The following is a 15,741-nucleotide window of genomic DNA, read 5'->3' as shown; positions in this document are numbered from 1 at the left end:
GTTAGCGGCGCGTGAAAGCGCAGCTTGAGCCAAATGTCAATGGCTCAAACGACGACGCCCCGGTCGAGGACCGGGGCGTCGCGTGATGCACGGAGTGCGGGACCTCAGAACTCGGCCCAGTCCGCTTCCGCGACCGCCGGGGCCGACTTGACCGGAGACGGGCGTGTCGGGGCCGGGCGCCGCGCCGCAGGCACCGCCACCGGCGGCGCCTTGTGGGCCGACAGCACCGCCTGCACCGCGACCTGGGCCTGCTCGACGCGGAAGATCGACATGGTCTGAGCAAGTCCTGCGGCCTGCTCTTCCATCGAGCGGGCTGCAGCCGAGGCTTCTTCGACCAGTGCGGCGTTCTGCTGCGTGGTCTCGTCCATCTGGGTGATGGTCTGGTTGACCTGCTCGATGCCCGAGGCCTGCTCCTGCGAGGCGGCGGCGATCTCGGACATGATGTCGGTCACCCGCTGCACCGAGGCGACGATCTCGCCCATGGTCTTGCCGGCCTGGCCGGCAAGCGCCGCGCCGTCGGACACCTTGCTGGTCGAATCGTCGATCAGGCCCTTGATCTCCTTGGCCGCCTGTGCGCTGCGCTGGGCGAGCGTGCGGACCTCGGAGGCGACGACCGCGAAGCCGCGGCCCTGTTCGCCTGCACGCGCGGCTTCCACCGCCGCGTTGAGCGCGAGGATGTTGGTCTGGAACGCGATGCCGTCGATGACCGAGATGATGTCGCCGATCTTGCGCGAGGACTTCTCGATGTCGGCCATCGTGGTCACCACCTGGCTGACCACGTCGCCGCCCTGCGAGGCCACGTTCGCCGCGCCGATGGCGAGCTGGTTGGCCTGGCGTGCATGGTCGGCGTTCTGGCGCACGGTGGAGGTGAGTTCCTCCATCGAGGCCGCGGTCTCTTCCAGATTCGCGGCCTGCTGTTCGGTGCGACGCGACAGATCGTTGTTGCCGGACGCGATCTCCGACGATGCGGTGCCGATGGCGCCCGAGGCATCCTGGATGCGCGCGACGATGCCGGTGAGCTGGGCGACGGTGGCGTTGGCGTCGTCGCGCATCTTCGCGAACACGCCTTCGAATTCACCGTCCATGCGTACGGTCAGGTCGCCGTCCGCCAGCGCGGTCAGCACGTTCGACACCTGATCGAGGCTGCTGGCGTTGGCATCGAGCAGCGTATTGAGCTGTTCGGCGAGCTGCAGGTAGAAGCCCTCCTTGCCGTCCAGACCGATGCGGTGCGACAGGTCACCAGCCGCGGCGGCCTGGATCACCCGGGCGAGTTCGACCTCGACGTGCACCTGCGGGGTGCGGTCGCGCCATTCGACGACGTAGCCGAGCAGGGTGCCGGCCTCGTCCTCGACGCGCGCCATCGTCTGGCCGATATGCGCGCTGCCCAGCGCCAGTTCGTCGTGGTGCACGCCCTGGAGCTGGTCCAGGATGCCCGCCAGACGCTCGGGTTCGGCCTGATAGGCGTCGATGCTGCCGCCGATGACCTGCTCGATGTCGAACTCCGGCAGCGTCGTGCGGATCTCGTTCTCGTACTGGCCCATCAGGCCGGTGACCGCGGCGTTGGCGTAGATCACGGTGCGCGACGGGTCGGCGATCATCACGCTGGTGCCCGAACTGTCGAGCGCGGTGCGGATGCGCAGGTTCTCGCTGGCGATCGCCTGGTCGCGTTCGATGCGCTCGCGCAGGTCGCGCTGCATGCGCTGCATCGACTTCAGCAGGTCGCCGATCTCGTCGGCGCGGCTGGTGTCGATCTGGCTGTCGAGCTTGCCGTTGGCCACGTCCTGGCTGACGGCGGCGGCTTCGCGCACGGCCGAGGTCAGGCTGCGGGCCATCAGCCACGCGACCACCAGGCCGCCGCCGATGCCGGCCAGCAGCAGCACCGCCAGCAGCAGGCTGGACGTCGCATAGGTGCTGGCCGCCTGGGTGCGGGATTCGGCTGCGGTGCGGTTCGCTTCGTCGGCAAGCGCGGCGAGCGCAGCACTGGCGGCGTCGTGCAGCTGGCTGGTCTCGCCGATGAAGGTGTCGGTGGCGTCATCGGGCAGCTCGAGGTCGAGCATCTCGTTGACCGACTCGTACGAGGTCTTGGCAGCGGCCCAGGCGCTGACGAGCTCCTCGAGCATGCGCTCTTCTTCGGGGCTGGAGACATACTGGCGGTAGGTCTCGAAATTCGTCGCGAGCTGCGCGTCGATGCCCGTCGCGCGCTCACGAGCCTGTGCCTTGACCGTCTCGCTCGCGCGGACCAGTCCGCGATACGAAGCCGTGCGGAACTCGCCGAGCAGGGCGCGGGTCTCGCCGACCAGGGTGACGGCGGGGAGCACGTCGTCGGTGAGCTCATTGGTCACGCGGTCCATGGAGCGCAGGCCTGTGTAGGCGCCGATGCCCTGGATGAGCATGATGAGCAGGACCACGCCGAAAGCGAGCATCAGCTTGGGCGCGAGCTTGAGAGACGAGAACCAGTGCATGAGGCGAATTCCCTTTGGCGCGAAAGGAAGCGGCCCGGTCACGCGCGGCGCGGCCGGGCCGGGGTCTTACTTGATCGTGGCGAGCTTGACGTCGGCCGGCGAGCGGACGGCGATCTCGGCACGGCCGGCGTCGCGCTGGATCGCGCCGACGATGCAGACGTCACGGCCTTCCAGCTCTTCCGGCGACGGACGGAACTTGTCGCGCTGGTCCTGCGGGATGCGCGCGGAGAAGGTGTGGCGCGGGAACGCGCCGCCCATGTGCAGGAACGTCGGCGAGCCTTCCGAGTTCTCGGCATAACGGGTCTTCTCGACCTTGCCGCACACCATGCCGCTCTGACCGACGAAGCGCGTGGCCTGGTCGGGGCGGATGGCGTCCTGGGCGAGTGCGGCGGAGGCGCAGCCGCTCAGCAGCAGCGCGGCCAGAAGGCGGGTCGTGGTCTTGGGGGGCATTGCGGTCTACTCCAGTCAGGGGACATCGGGCTGGCATTTCGCACGCCCGTTGCCCCACTAGCGGCAGGTCGGCGGCGAACTTTAGGCGTCCTCGCCGAAATCAGGCGGCCACTTCGAGCAGCGGTGCGTCGACGAGGTCGGCGCTGTCGAGCAGCGTCTCGATGTCGAGCAGGATCAGCATCTTCTCGTCGAGGGTGCCGATGCCGGCGATGAAGCGGGTATCGACCGCGGCGCCGAATTCGGGCGTCGCGCGCACCTGCTCGTCGGCCAGCGGCACCACGTCGGACACGCTGTCCACGACGATGCCGACGACCCGGTTCTCGACGTTGAGCACGATCATCACCGTGAAGCTGTCGTAGCGCGCCTCGGCCAGACGCAGCTTCAGGCGCAGGTCGATCACCGGCACGATGGTGCCGCGCAGGTTGATGACACCCTTGATGTATTCGGGCGCGTCGGGCAGGCGGGTGACCGCGTCGTAGCCGCGGATCTCCTGGACTTTCAGGATGTCGACGCCGTAGTGCTCGTCGCCGAGCGTGAAGCTCAGATATTCGCCAGCGGCGCTGGCAGTGGAACTGGTCATCGGATGCGTTCCTGCTGGAGAGGCCGCGGAGGTGCGGCAGGGCGGATACGCAGAAGATCGGCCGGGACCGCGGCAACTTTAGCGACCGGTTGCGTCTCAGCCGCCGCGCCGCTGCCGGGCGTTGCGCTGGCGCTCGATCTGGAAGATGTACTGGAGCACGCGCTGCTCCTGGGCCGCCGACATGTCGACGAACCGGCATCCGGCGCGCCAGTGGGGCACGCCGCGCACGTCGAAGCGACTGATGTGGGCGACCTCGAGCGCAACCGGAAGCGGCGCGGCGTCGCCTAGACGCAGGGCGCAGGGCGCGACGTGAGACTTCGCCGCGAACATGCGCTCCTCGCCGTCCGGGACCGACACCGCGATCCCGCCGCCGCTGATGTCGAGCACGCGCAGGCCACCGACCGTGGGATCGGGCGCGACACCGTCGCGGCCGACGTGCAGGGTGGCGGGTGCGGCGGGCGAGACCTGCAGGCGGTACAACTCGCGCCGCTGCAGCCGCAGCAGGCGCTCCGGCCACGGCGTGGAGAAGGCCGGATACCCCTCGAACTCGATGCGTTCCGGTGTCGGCAGGCGGAAGCGGATCGGCACCAGATCCAGCTGGGTGCTGCAGACCATGCGGCCGGCCGCCCCCATGCGCCGGTTCGTCGCCTCGTGGCGGTTGCCGTCCAGCACCAGCGTGCCGTCGTCATGCACCGCCAGCAGCGCAGTGGGGCAGGCGTGACCGCCCGGGATCAGCGCCGCGCTGATGATCGCGCGGGCGTCCACCAGTGCACGCAGCACCTGGCCGACCTCGCGCGGATCACGCAGGGCGTAGGGCGAATCGTCATCGTCCAGCAGATTCGAATGGTCTTCGGCGACAGGCATCATCCAGGGCCGGAAAGGTCCAGTCGCTGGAGTATCGGCCGCGCGCCCCGGAAATTGAGGCGCGCGGTGCCGATGTCGCTCAGGCGGCTTCCAGGACCGGACGCGGCGCGCCGACAGCGCCGGTGTGCAACGGCGCCGTGCTCGCGTCGATCCGGAACACGGCAACGGTTTCGCTCAGGGCCGCCGCCTGCTCCTCCATCGCCCGCGCCGCGGCCGAGGCTTCCTCGACCAGCGCGGCGTTCTGCTGCGTGGTCTCGTCCATCTGGGTGATCGTCTGGTTGACCTGCTCGATGCCCGAGGCCTGCTCCTGCGAGGCCGCCGCGATCTCGGCCATGATGTCGGTCACGCGCTGCACCGAACTGACGATCTCGCCCATCGTCGTGCCGGCCTGGCCGGCCAGCGCCGCACCGTCGGCGACCTTGCTGGTCGAATCGTCGATCAGGCCCTTGATCTCCTTCGCGGCCTGCGCACTGCGCTGCGCCAGCGTGCGTACTTCCGAGGCGACGACCGCGAAGCCGCGGCCCTGCTCGCCGGCACGCGCGGCTTCCACCGCCGCGTTGAGCGCCAGGATATTGGTCTGGAACGCGATGCCGTCGATGACCGAGATGATGTCGCCGATGCGGCGCGACGCACGCTCGATCTCGGCCATCGTCTCCACCACCTGGCCGACCACGGTGCCGCCCTGGGCGGCGACATCGGCCGCGCCGATCACCAACTGGTTGGCCTGGCGGGCACTGTCGGCGTTCTGGCGCACGGTGGAGGTCAGCTCCTCCATCGAGGCCGCGGTCTCTTCGAGGTTGGCCGCCTGCTGCTCGGTGCGACGCGACAGGTCGTGATTGCCCGAGGCGATCTCCGACGACGCGGTGGCGATGGCGCCCGACGCGTCCTGGATGCGCGCGACGATGCCGGTGAGCTGGGCGACGGTGGCGTTGGCGTCGTCGCGCATCGCGGCGAACACGCCGTGGAACTCGCCGTCCATTCGTGCGGTGAGGTCGCCGTCGGCGATCGCCTGCAGCACCGACGAGATGCTGGCCAGATTGGTGTCGGCGGTGTGCATCAGCCGGTTCAGGCCTTCGACCATGGCGCGGAACTCGTGGTCGAAGCGCGCCGCGTCACCGCGCACGCTGAAGTCACCGCGGCCCGCCGCCTCGACGAGTCTGCGGATCTCGCCGTTGATCGCGCCCAGATTGGCCTTGGCCGTGTCCATGGTCTGGGTGATGACGGCTTTCTCGCCCGGCAGCCGGTCCATGTCCGGCGACAGATCGCCGACCGCATAGCGCTGGATCACATCGACCAGCCGCATCTTCACCTCGATGTGCGCGGCCACCAGGTCGTTGGTACCGGCGACCATGACGCCGTAGTCGCCCGGCAGAGCCGCGGCGTCCATGCGGTAGCTGATAGTGCCGGCCTCGTGTTCGCGGGCCATGTCACGCTGCGCGGCGATCACCGCGCGCAGCTGGGTCTGCATGCGCTGCATCGCCTGCAGCACCTGGCCGGTTTCGTCGCGGCCACCGGACTCGATCGCACGGTCCAGTTCGCCACGGCTCACGCGCTCGGCGGCGTCGAGGGCCTGGGCCAGAGGACGGGTGATGCTGCGTGTGAGCAGCACCGCGATCACGACGCCGGCGATCAACGCCAGTGCAGCCAGCGACAGCATCCACGCGGCGAAACCGTCGGCGGTGTCCATCGCGGCCGCGGCCTCCTGCTGGTTCTTGCTTTCCTGCAGGTCGATGAAGTCGTTGATGCGCGCGAGCCAGCTCACGAACGCCGGGGCGGCTTCGGTCATCAGGAGCTGCTGGGCACCGGCCGCGTCGCCGGCATCGCGCAATGCGCGCACCTGGGCGATGAGCGGGAGCGTCTGTGCCTCGATCGCCTGGATCGACTCGAGCATCGCGTGCTCACGCGTGTCGCTGGACGACGCGACCAGGGCGTCCAGTGGCGCGGCCGACTCGGCGTAGAACGCGGCGAGCGTTTCGATCTGGGTTTCGGCGGCCGCCACGGAGTCCGGGCCATCGACCAGCACCACGTCGCGCAGGGCGATCGCACGGTCGTGCACGCTGCCGCGGAAGTTGATCGCGTGGCGCTGCTTGACGCTGTTGACGTCGTTGATGGTGTGCAGGCCGTCGCTGATGCGGCTCACGCGCTGGATGCCGACGGCGGTGAGCACCAGCATCAGGAGGATGACGATCGAAAAGCCGATGGCCAGGCGCTGGCCGATACGAAGGTTGCCGATTTGCATGGTGGTCTCGTACGTGAACCCGTCGCGGGCGGTTTGGCGTGGACCGTCGGGAGGCCCGGTCCGGATGGAATAACGGCGCGCGCATCGCACACTGAGGGGTCAAGAACAGAACGATACGTGTGACCGTGTTCGCGAATCCAAACCGCCTCGTCCTGCGTACGTGCCCACTGGTCGGAGTGGCAGTTCGGCCCGCCGGCCCCTTCCACGCGTGCGGGGCCCGGCTGCAATCGCGGATCCGGTGCGCGACGCGGCGCGCGGCAGAGCCATGGATCGGTCAGGCGTCGACCATGGCCGGGGCGTCGCCCCTTGTCAGCATTCCAGGGCGGCGCGCGCGTTCGCGCGCATCCAGACGAAGACGCCCCGGCACAGCGGCCGGGGCGCTCGAGGGGCAGGCGATCGGGTTATGCGGCCTGCTGGGAAGCGCCGATCGGCTGCGGCACCGATGCGACCACCCCGGGGCGCGCGACGATCGCGACGCGTGCTGCGGCCTGGGGGGCGTCGATGCGGAACACCGACACCGTCTGGGTCAGTTCGAACGACTGCTCCTCCATCGCGCGCGCCGCGGCCGAGGCTTCCTCGACCAGTGCGGCGTTCTGCTGGGTGGTTTCGTCCATCTGGGTGATGGTCTGGTTAACCTGTTCGATGCCGGCGGCCTGTTCCTGCGAAGCGGCCGCGATCTCGGCCATGATGCCGGTCACACGCTGCACCGACGCGACGATTTCGCCCATCGTCCTGCCGGCCTCGCCGGCGAGCGCGGCGCCCTCGGTCACCTTGTGCGTGGAGTCGTCGATCAACTGTTTGATCTCCTTCGCGGCGCCGGCACTGCGCTGGGCCAGCGTGCGCACTTCCGAGGCGACGACCGCGAAGCCGCGGCCCTGTTCGCCGGCGCGGGCGGCTTCCACGGCTGCGTTGAGCGCCAGGATGTTGGTCTGGAACGCGATGCCGTCGATGACCGAAATGATGTCGCCGATCTTCTTCGACGAGGTCTCGATCGCCGCCATCGTCGTGACCACCTGGCCGACGACGTCGCCGCCCTTGGAGGCGACCGACGCCGCGCCGATCACCAGCTGGTTCGCTTCGCGCGCATGATCGGCGTTCTGGCGCACCGTGGAGGTGAGTTCTTCCATCGAAGCGGCGGTCTCCTCGAGGTTTGCAGCCTGCTGCTCGGTGCGACGCGAGAGATCGTCGTTGCCGGCGGCGATTTCGCTCGAGGCGGTGCCGATCGTGCCCGACGCCTCCTGGATGCGTCCGACGATGCCGGTGAGCTGGGCGACGGTCGTATTCGCATCGTCACGCATGGCCGCAAACACGCCATGGAAGTCGCCTTCCATGCGCGCGGTCAGGTCGCCGTCGGCGATCGCCTGCAGCACCGACGAGATGCTGGCCAGGTTGGTGTCGGTGGTGTGCATCAGCCGGTTCAGGCCTTCGACCATGGCGCGGAATTCGTGCTCGAACCGCTCGGCATCGCCGCGGACACTGAAATCGCCGCGGGCCGCGGCCTCGACCAGCCGGCGGATCTCGCCGTTGATCGCACCGAGATTGGCCTTGACCGTGTCCATCGTCCGGCTGATCACGGCTTTCTCGCCGGGCAGGCGATCCATGTCCTGGGAGAGGTCGCCGATCGCGTACTGCTGCACCACGTCGATGAGGCGCATCTTCACTGCGATATGCGCCGCGATGAGGGCGTTGGTCTCCGCCACCATCACCCCGTAGTCGCCCGGAAATGCCGCGGCGTCCATGCGGTAGCTGATCGCGCCGGCATCGTGTTCGCGGGCCATGTCGCGCTGCGCCGCGATCACTGCGCGCAGTTGGGCCTGCATGCGTTGCATCGCGCCGAGCAACTGGCCGACTTCGTCCCGTCCGGCAGCCGGAATGTGGCTGTCGAGGCGACCGGCCGACACGTCGTCCGCCGCCTTCACCGCCACCTTGATCGAACGCGACAGGCTGCGGGCGATGACGAAACCGGTCGCGCCGGCCAGGACCAGCAGCAGCGCGATGCCGGCGAACATCGTCGCCAGACTGTTGCGATAGATGACGTTTGAATGCGCGATGTCGGCTTCGAGGCGCGCGACATTGAAGGCATTCAGCGCGGCCATCGCTTCGAACAGGGTTCGGCGCAACGGACGCGACTGGTCGTCCGAGACCGCCTGAGCGGCCACGGCGTCACCGGCGGCCAGCGCCGCCTCGATCTGGCGATGTGCGCCCAGATACGCATCCAGGCCCTTGACCACCTCGGCGTACAGCCGCGCTTCTTCCGGGTCGAACGCCATCGCCTCGTAGAGCGCCTTGCGTTCGTCGACGATGGTCTCGATCCGGGCCATCCGCTCGGTGTAGTCCTGCACCGCCTCGGGCTCGTCGAGCCTGCTCAGCTGCGCCATCTCGTAGGTGCGGTATTCCCCCATCTGCGAACGGATTTCGCCCAGATGCTGCACGGCGGGCATGTCGTCCGTACTGACCTTCTGCAGCTCGGCATTCAGACCGCTCAGGCGGGTGAGGGCGAATCCGCTCAGGCCGACGGCGAGCAGCGAGATCAAGGCGAAGGCGCCCGCGAGCTTGCGTGCGATCGAAAGATTGTTCAGCCAGTTCATCGATGTCTCCGGTGGCCCGGTATCGCGCAGGCGTCACGCTGACGCGCGGATGCACATGCCGGGTCCCCAGGTAACGGCGGCGCGGAGACGTTTCTGAAGCAGTATCGAAAAAAAATATCAAGATGCGTCTTGTGATTCACATCTCAGAATGTGAGCCAGGCCGCTGTCGGCCTTTTGCTGATCAGAATGTAGGGTATTCCTGACTCCGGCAGAGACCGTCTGCACCGCAGCAACGGCACCCGCACATAGCTGGCCTCGCCGACACGGGATTCTCCCGCCACTGCATGAAGCCCGGAGCACGATTGCGACGCGGACACGCACGTTCGCCCGCACGGCGCGACGCCGGACGGGCATTCGTGTTGCACCTGGGGGGCGGCGAGTCACGCGCCGCGGCGGGCGACGCCGGCGCAGTGACCGGCGCGCCGGACGTCGGGGCTCAGGCCGCCTGCGGCACCCGCAGCGACCGTGCCAGACCGCCGACATCGACGATCAGCGCGACGCGGCCGTCGCCGAGGATCGTCGCGCCCGAGACGCCGTCCACGCGGCGGTAGTTGTTCTCGAGGTTCTTGACCACGACCTGCTGCTGGCCGAGCAGCTCGTCGACCTCCAGCGCGAGTTTCTGCCCGTCGCCTTCGACCACGACCACCAGCGGATCGTCGCGGCGCGGCTGGCCGTAACGGTAGTACGTGTTGAGCGACAGCAGCGGCAGGTATTCGCCGCGCACGCGCAGCACCTTGCCTTCGCCGGCCACGCTGCGCACGTCCTCGGCCTGCGGCTGCAGGGCTTCGATCACGTGCGACAGCGGCAGGATCAGCATTTCCTCGCCGACCGCGACGGTCATGCCGTCGAGGATCGCCAGCGTCAGCGGCAGCCGGATCACCACGCGGGTGCCGCGGCCGAAGTTGCTCTCGAGCTGCACTTCGCCGCCGAGCGCCTGGATGTTGCGGCGGACCACGTCCATGCCGACGCCGCGTCCCGAGAGATCGGTCACCGCGTCGGCGGTGGAGAACCCGGGCTGGAAGATCAGGTCCCAGACCTGGGCGTCGGTGGGCTTCTCCGGCACCGTCAGGCCGCGCTCCAGCGCCTTGGCGAGGATGCGCTCGCGATCGAGGCCGCGGCCGTCGTCGGCCACTTCGATGACGATGTGCCCACCCTGGTGCGACGCAGCCAGGGTGATGGTGCCGGTGCCGTCCTTGCCGGCGGCGACGCGGGCCTCGGGCATTTCCAGCCCATGGTCGATCGAGTTGCGCACCAGGTGCACCAGCGGATCGCCGATCTTCTCGATCAGGCCCTTGTCGAGTTCGGTGCCCTCGCCGACGGTGCGCAGGCGTACCTGCTTGCCGAGGCGCGCCGAGAGATCGCGCACCAGCCGCGGGAAGCGGCGGAACACGGCTTCGACCGGCAGCATGCGCACGCCGATCACCGCTTCCTGCAGATCGCGGGTATTGCGCTCCAGCAGGTCGAGGCCTTCGAACAGGCGCTCGGCGAGCGCCGGGTCCAGACGGCTGCTGACCTGCTTGAGCATCGCCTGGGTGATGACCAGTTCGCCAACGAGGTTGATCAGGCCGTCGATCTTGTCGGTGCTGACGCGGATCGAGCTTTCGGCCGGGTCATGGCTGCCGGGCTTCGCGTCCGCGGCCTGCGCAGGTCCCGCGACGACGGCGTCGAGCTCGGCGACCGGCTCGGCCATGTCCGGCACGGGGTCGGCGAGAATCGGCTGCACGTCGAGCTCGCAGTCGTCCTCGACCCATGCGAAGGCTTCGTCGACCGCGCTGCGCGGCACCGTGCCGAGCAGGCCGAGGTCCCAGGCGAGGTAGGCCTCCAGCGGGTCCATCTGCTCGAAGCCGGGCAGGCGCTCGGTGCGCACCGCGACCTCGAGCGGACCCAGGCGATCGAGCTCGCGGATGATGCGCAGCGGATCGTTGCCGCTCATGAACAGCGACGGCGCCGGGGTGAAGCCGATACGCCAGCCCGCGGGTTCGTCCTGCGGTGCGGCCGCCTGCACGGCGACCGGTGCCGGCGCATCGGTGCCGGCGAGCACGGCATTGAGCCGCGCCTGCACCGCCTGCGAGGCCTGCGGATCGGCCGGGTGACCGGTCTCCGCCTCGGCGAGCAGGGCGCGCAGCACGTCGACCGAGGCCAGCATCGCGTCGATCGAGGCGCCGGTGACCGCGCGCTTGCCGGCGCGCAGCTCGTCGAGCAGCGTTTCCAGCACGTGGGTCAGCGCCGCGACGGCGTCGAAGCCAAAGGTCGCCGCGCCGCCCTTGATCGAGTGCGCCGCGCGGAAGATCGAATTGATCAGATCCGCGTCGCGGTCACCCTGCTCGAGTTGCAGCAGGCCCGCTTCCATCGCTTCGAGCCCTTCGCGGCTTTCCTCGAAGAAGGTGGCGTGGAAGCGCTGCATGTCCATGCTCATGGGAACTCGGCCTGCGGTCGGTGTGCGGAAGGGCGAAAGACGGCTCAGCCCAGAACTTTCTGGACGGTGGCGATCAACTGGTCAGGATTGAACGGCTTGACCAGCCAGCCGGTCGCACCGGCGGCCTTGCCCTCGGCCTTCTTTTCCGGGCCCGATTCTGTGGTCAGCATCAGCATCGGGGTGAACTTGTAGTCCGGCAGGCCGCGCAGGGCGCGGATCAACGAGATGCCGTCCATGTTCGGCATGTTGACGTCGGTCACCACGGCATTGAAGCGCTGGCCCTGGGCGCGGCCGAGGGCGACCTGGCCGTCCTCGGCCTCGTCGACATCGAAGCCCGCCGAGGTCAGCGCAAAGGCCACCATCTGGCGCATCGAGGCCGAATCGTCCACTACAAGAATGCGTGCGCTCATGCGGCGTTCTCCACTGTGCTTGCGTCTGTTGCGTTTGAATGATCGGAGCCGCCGTCCGCGAGGCCGAGGGCAGCGCCCAGGCCGAGCAGCCGGGCCGCGTCGTGCAGCGTCTCGCTGCAACCGCGCAGCTCGGTGCTGTGGCCGGTGCCGTCGCGGCTGGCGAAGAACGCGCACAGGACCTGCAGGCCGGCGGTATGCACCCGCCGCACATCGGTCCCGTCGAGCACGACCGCATGCGCCTGCGCCAGGTACGGCGCAAGCCGTTCCTTCAGCCCGGTGCTGGCCTCGATACCGAGGTCATCGCCTAGGTGCACGGTGTCCATTGCGTCTCCGACAAAGGGGGTTCGGACAGCTGTAGCGGCGCCGCGGCGCAGATCTTTAGCCGGGAGCGGGTCTGTGTCATCGCGGCGCGAACAGCGGCAGGCCCATGAGCCGGTTCGCGTCCAGCAGCAGCATCACGGTGCCGGCGATGCGGGCGATGCCGCGGATGCGGTGATCGCCGACCGGTGCGAGGCGCGAGGTGTGGGTGCCTTCGATCTGCGCGTCGCCGATCAGCACGACATCTTCGACCGACGACACGCGCAGGCCCAGCACGTCGCCGTTGTCCTCCAGCACGATGATCCGTGTGGAGACCGATTCGGCCACCGGCACGTCGCCGAGCTGCAGGCCGAGGTCGACCACCGGCACGACCTGGCCGCGCAGGTTCATCACGCCCGCCAGGCACGGCGCCGCGCCGCGCATCGCCAGCAGCGGCGCAGGCAGCACGACCTCGCGGATCTTGAGCAGTTCGATCGCGTACGCCTGGGTGCCGCAGCGCAGCCGCAGCCAGCGGGCGGTCCGTTCGGCGGCGCGGCGTTGCAGCGGCGCGGGCGCGCTTCCGTCTGCCGCCGCGATGACGACCTTCGAGGCCATCGCCGGCACGCGCGCCGTCGGCGCGAGCGGGGGCGGGCGGGCGAGGACGCGGCGCCGGCGCGACAGACGCCGCCGGGGGCGTGGCCGCACGCGCAGGCGCGGGCGGCGGCGGGGCTTCCGCGACGACCGGCCTCGGCGCTGCAGGCACCGGTTGCACGGGTGTCGGCGCAGGCGGTTCGACCGCGATTGCCGGCACCTCGGCCACAGCCGGCGCGGCGACTGCCGCGGGCGCAGCGGGCGCTGCGGCGGTCGACAGCAACATGCCGAGGTAGTCGTCGACGACGCCGGCCGCGCTCATGCCGCCTGCTCCAGTGTCCGGTCTTCGTCGAGCAGCCAGTCCAGCGCCCGGGTGTAGGCGGCCAGCGCACGGCCGGGCGGATCACCGCTGAACACCTGCTGGGCGAGCGCATCGGCATTGCTGAGCTGGGTGTCGACCGGCACGGCCTCGCTCCAGATCTTGCCGCTGTATTCGTCCTGCAGCTGGGCCAGGGTGTCGCGGCCGATGCGGGTGCGACGGTCGTACATCGTCGGGATGATCGACGTCGGCAGCGGGCGCTGGCGCGAGCGCTCGACCATCTCGCCGGTGCGCACCATGCCCGCCAGGCCGTACAGCGCCAGCGGTTCGCACTGGGTGGGCACGATCAGCCGGTCGGCGGCGGCCAGTGCATTGACCATCAGCAGGCCGAGCGTCGGCGGGCAGTCGAGCAGGATCGCGTCGTGGCCGCCGTCGTGGCGGGTGATCGCCTGCGACAGCGCGAGGCCGAGGCCGGGCTGGGTCGCGCTGCGCCGTTCGAGCGTGGCCAGCGCGGTCTGCGCGCAGACGAAGTCCAGGCCTTCGGTCGGCGACGGCCGCAGCAGCGACGCGAGCGTCGGCGGCGGTGCGCCGAACAGGTCGACGACGCCCGCCGGCTGGGGATCGCTGGGCACGCCGAACGCACGCGTCAGCGATGCGTGCGGATCGAGATCGACCAGCAGCACACGCAGCCCGCGCGCGACCATCGCGCGTCCGAGGGCGAGCGAGGTCGTGGTCTTGCCCACGCCTCCCTTCTGGTTTGCGATCGCCCAGACGCGCATCAGCTGTCTCCTTGCGGGGGTAGGGGGGACGAGGGGGCACCGGGTGCGCGCGTCCGCGCGATCGCCGGTTGGGGCACGGGCGCGGCGGGGAACACCGGCTGGGCCGGTTCGGGCGCGGTCACCGGCGACGGCGCGGACGGCCCGTTGTCGGGTGTCGCGAGCACCATCAGCACGACGCGGCGGTTCGCGTTGCGGCCGGCGTCGGTGTCGTTGTCGGTCTTGGGGCGGAACTCGCCGTAGCCGACCATCACCAGGCGCTCCGGCGCGAAGCGCTCGCGCACGAACAGGTGCACCACGCTGGCCGCGCGTGCGGCCGACAGCTCCCAGTTCGACGGGAACTGCGCGGTGGCGATCGGACGGTCGTCGGTATAGCCCTCGATCCGGATCGGGTTGGGCAGATCGCGCAGCACCGCCGCCAGCCGGCTCAGCAGATCCTGGGCACCGAAATCGAGCGACGCCGAGCCGCTCTGGAACAGGATGTCGCTGTTGATCTCGACTTCCAGCCAGAGATCGGAGCGGCGCACCGTGATCAACCGGGCGCGCACCATCTCCGACAGCGTGTCCTCGAGTTGCAGCGCGATGCGCGACAGCTGTTCGCGCGAGGCGGCGATCGATGCGGCATTGGCACCGCCGTCGCCGATACGGTCGGCGCGCAGTTTCGATTCGAGCATCGGCTTGAGCGGCGAATCGAGCACCGGGCTCGATGCCGGGCCCTTGACCGCGCCGCGCGGGATCGCCGTCGGGCGGCCGATGCTGGCTTCCTGCTTCATGTTGTCGCCGATCTGGATCGGCTCGAGCGCGCTCGGCGGGGCGTTGAACGCACTGGCCAGCGACGCGGCGACGGCGCGGTACTTGCCCTCGTTGAGCGAGGAGACCGCGTACATCACCACGAAGAACGCGAGCAGCAGCGTCACCAGGTCGCCGTAGGGGATGGCCCAGGCTTCGTGGTTGGTGTGTTCTTCGTGGTGCTTGCGTCGGGCCATCGGAATGCGGTCAGTGCAGGAAGCCGGCGAGCCGCGCCTCGATGTTGCGCGGGTTCTCGCCCTGGGCGATCGCGATCAGCCCTTCGATCGCGAGCTCGCGCTCGCCGCTGCGGCGGCCGATCACGCTCTTGAGCTTGGCGGCCATCGGCAGGAAGAACATGTTGGCCGAGGCGATGCCGTAGATCGTCGCGGTGAACGCCGCCGCGATGCCGACGCCGAGCTTGCTCGGATCGGCGAGGTTCTTCATCACTGCGATCAGGCCGAGCACGGCGCCGACGATGCCGAGCGTCGGCGCATAGATGCCCATGCCTTCGAACACCTTGGCCGCGGCGAGGTCGTTGTGCTCCTCGCCTTGCAGTTCGATCTCGAGCATGTGCCGGATCGCTTCGGGCTCGACGCCGTCGACCAGCATCTGCAGGCCCTTCTTGAGGAACGGATCAGTCTGCGCTTCGACGTGGCTTTCCAGGCCCAGCAGACCCTGCTTGCGCGAGACGTTGCTCCACTCGAGCATCTGCGCGATCAGCGCCTGGCGGTCCGAGACGGGCGGCTTGATCACCCAGCCGGCGATACGCATCGCGTGCTTGAACACCGGCGCGGGCGTGTGCAGCAGGATCGAGGCGACGGTGCCGACCATGACGATCAGGAACGCGGCCGGCGACCACAGCGCGCTGAGGCCCGCACCCTTGAGGATGCTGCCGCCCAGCAGCGCCACCAGGGCGAGCACGAGTCCGACGACGCTGAAAATATCCATAGTGCGTGTATC

At 69.3% G+C, this 15,741-nt stretch carries 13 protein-coding genes; all 13 read right to left on the bottom strand.

Annotated elements, in window-relative coordinates:
• Positions 1-104: 104 nt before the first annotated feature.
• Complete coding sequence (locus ACF3M1_RS08975) at positions 105-2,462, bottom strand: methyl-accepting chemotaxis protein (RefSeq protein WP_393999898.1); 2,358 nt, start codon at positions 2,460-2,462, stop codon at positions 105-107.
• A 66-nt stretch (positions 2,463-2,528) separates the two neighbouring features.
• Positions 2,529-2,912: a hypothetical protein gene (locus ACF3M1_RS08970; protein WP_393999896.1), complete on the bottom strand. Its 384-nt coding sequence runs from the start codon at positions 2,910-2,912 to the stop codon at positions 2,529-2,531.
• A 100-nt stretch (positions 2,913-3,012) separates the two neighbouring features.
• Entirely contained in the window at positions 3,013-3,492 is a 480-nt protein-coding gene (locus ACF3M1_RS08965; RefSeq protein WP_393999895.1) for a chemotaxis protein CheW, read from the bottom strand.
• Positions 3,493-3,588: 96 nt separating this feature from the next.
• Positions 3,589-4,356, bottom strand: coding sequence for a flagellar brake protein (locus ACF3M1_RS08960; RefSeq protein WP_393999893.1), 768 nt, complete (start codon positions 4,354-4,356; stop codon positions 3,589-3,591).
• A gap of 79 nt (positions 4,357-4,435) precedes the next feature.
• Positions 4,436-6,595: a methyl-accepting chemotaxis protein gene (locus ACF3M1_RS08955; protein ID WP_393999891.1), complete on the bottom strand. Its 2,160-nt coding sequence runs from the start codon at positions 6,593-6,595 to the stop codon at positions 4,436-4,438.
• A gap of 401 nt (positions 6,596-6,996) precedes the next feature.
• Positions 6,997-9,183 carry a methyl-accepting chemotaxis protein gene (locus tag ACF3M1_RS08950; RefSeq protein ID WP_393999889.1) on the bottom strand — a complete coding sequence of 729 codons (2,187 nt, stop codon included), beginning with the start codon at positions 9,181-9,183 and terminating at the stop codon, positions 6,997-6,999.
• 436 nt (positions 9,184-9,619) lie between these two features.
• Entirely contained in the window at positions 9,620-11,599 is a 1,980-nt protein-coding gene (locus tag ACF3M1_RS08945) for a chemotaxis protein CheA (protein WP_393999887.1), read from the bottom strand.
• Between the two features lie 44 nt (positions 11,600-11,643).
• Positions 11,644-12,009 (bottom strand): response regulator, encoded by a 366-nt coding sequence (locus ACF3M1_RS08940; RefSeq protein ID WP_096209162.1) that lies wholly within the window; start codon positions 12,007-12,009, stop codon positions 11,644-11,646.
• Complete coding sequence (locus tag ACF3M1_RS08935) at positions 12,006-12,332, bottom strand: lipid asymmetry maintenance protein MlaB (RefSeq protein WP_393999885.1); 327 nt, start codon at positions 12,330-12,332, stop codon at positions 12,006-12,008. Before ACF3M1_RS08935 ends, ACF3M1_RS08940 begins: the two co-directional genes overlap by 4 nt.
• 76 nt (positions 12,333-12,408) lie before the next feature.
• Positions 12,409-12,921, bottom strand: a complete 513-nt coding sequence (locus ACF3M1_RS08930; RefSeq protein ID WP_393999883.1) for a chemotaxis protein CheW — start codon at positions 12,919-12,921, stop codon at positions 12,409-12,411.
• A gap of 294 nt (positions 12,922-13,215) precedes the next feature.
• Complete coding sequence (locus ACF3M1_RS08925) at positions 13,216-13,995, bottom strand: ParA family protein (RefSeq protein ID WP_393999881.1); 780 nt, start codon at positions 13,993-13,995, stop codon at positions 13,216-13,218.
• Positions 13,995-14,978: a flagellar motor protein MotD gene (motD, locus tag ACF3M1_RS08920; protein WP_393999879.1), complete on the bottom strand. Its 984-nt coding sequence runs from the start codon at positions 14,976-14,978 to the stop codon at positions 13,995-13,997. The genes ACF3M1_RS08925 and motD overlap by 1 nt, the downstream gene beginning before the upstream one ends.
• A gap of 10 nt (positions 14,979-14,988) precedes the next feature.
• Complete coding sequence (locus ACF3M1_RS08915; protein ID WP_393999877.1) at positions 14,989-15,729, bottom strand: flagellar motor protein; 741 nt, start codon at positions 15,727-15,729, stop codon at positions 14,989-14,991.
• Positions 15,730-15,741: the final 12 nt, after the last annotated feature.

It is taken from the genome of Luteimonas sp. WGS1318 (assembly GCF_043187535.1).
GTDB lineage: Bacteria > Pseudomonadota > Gammaproteobacteria > Xanthomonadales > Xanthomonadaceae > Luteimonas.
This window is presented reverse-complemented; position numbering and strand designations above follow the sequence as displayed.

What these genes read in the sequence shown, in the direction of transcription:
- ACF3M1_RS08925 (WP_393999881.1), bottom strand. Translation starts at nt 13,995, where the DNA reads ATGCGCGTCTGGGCGATCGCAAACCAGAAGGGAGGCGTGGGCAAGACC.
- ACF3M1_RS08935 (WP_393999885.1), bottom strand. Translation starts at nt 12,332, where the DNA reads ATGGACACCGTGCACCTAGGCGATGACCTCGGTATCGAGGCCAGCACC.
- ACF3M1_RS08970 (WP_393999896.1), bottom strand. Translation starts at nt 2,912, where the DNA reads ATGCCCCCCAAGACCACGACCCGCCTTCTGGCCGCGCTGCTGCTGAGC.
- motD (WP_393999879.1), bottom strand. Translation starts at nt 14,978, where the DNA reads ATGGCCCGACGCAAGCACCACGAAGAACACACCAACCACGAAGCCTGG.
- ACF3M1_RS08915 (WP_393999877.1), bottom strand. Translation starts at nt 15,729, where the DNA reads ATGGATATTTTCAGCGTCGTCGGACTCGTGCTCGCCCTGGTGGCGCTG.
- ACF3M1_RS08960 (WP_393999893.1), bottom strand. Translation starts at nt 4,356, where the DNA reads ATGCCTGTCGCCGAAGACCATTCGAATCTGCTGGACGATGACGATTCG.
- ACF3M1_RS08945 (WP_393999887.1), bottom strand. Translation starts at nt 11,599, where the DNA reads ATGAGCATGGACATGCAGCGCTTCCACGCCACCTTCTTCGAGGAAAGC.
- ACF3M1_RS08930 (WP_393999883.1), bottom strand. Translation starts at nt 12,921, where the DNA reads ATGGCCTCGAAGGTCGTCATCGCGGCGGCAGACGGAAGCGCGCCCGCG.
- ACF3M1_RS08975 (WP_393999898.1), bottom strand. Translation starts at nt 2,462, where the DNA reads ATGCACTGGTTCTCGTCTCTCAAGCTCGCGCCCAAGCTGATGCTCGCT.
- ACF3M1_RS08940 (WP_096209162.1), bottom strand. Translation starts at nt 12,009, where the DNA reads ATGAGCGCACGCATTCTTGTAGTGGACGATTCGGCCTCGATGCGCCAG.
- ACF3M1_RS08965 (WP_393999895.1), bottom strand. Translation starts at nt 3,492, where the DNA reads ATGACCAGTTCCACTGCCAGCGCCGCTGGCGAATATCTGAGCTTCACG.
- ACF3M1_RS08950 (WP_393999889.1), bottom strand. Translation starts at nt 9,183, where the DNA reads ATGAACTGGCTGAACAATCTTTCGATCGCACGCAAGCTCGCGGGCGCC.
- ACF3M1_RS08955 (WP_393999891.1), bottom strand. Translation starts at nt 6,595, where the DNA reads ATGCAAATCGGCAACCTTCGTATCGGCCAGCGCCTGGCCATCGGCTTT.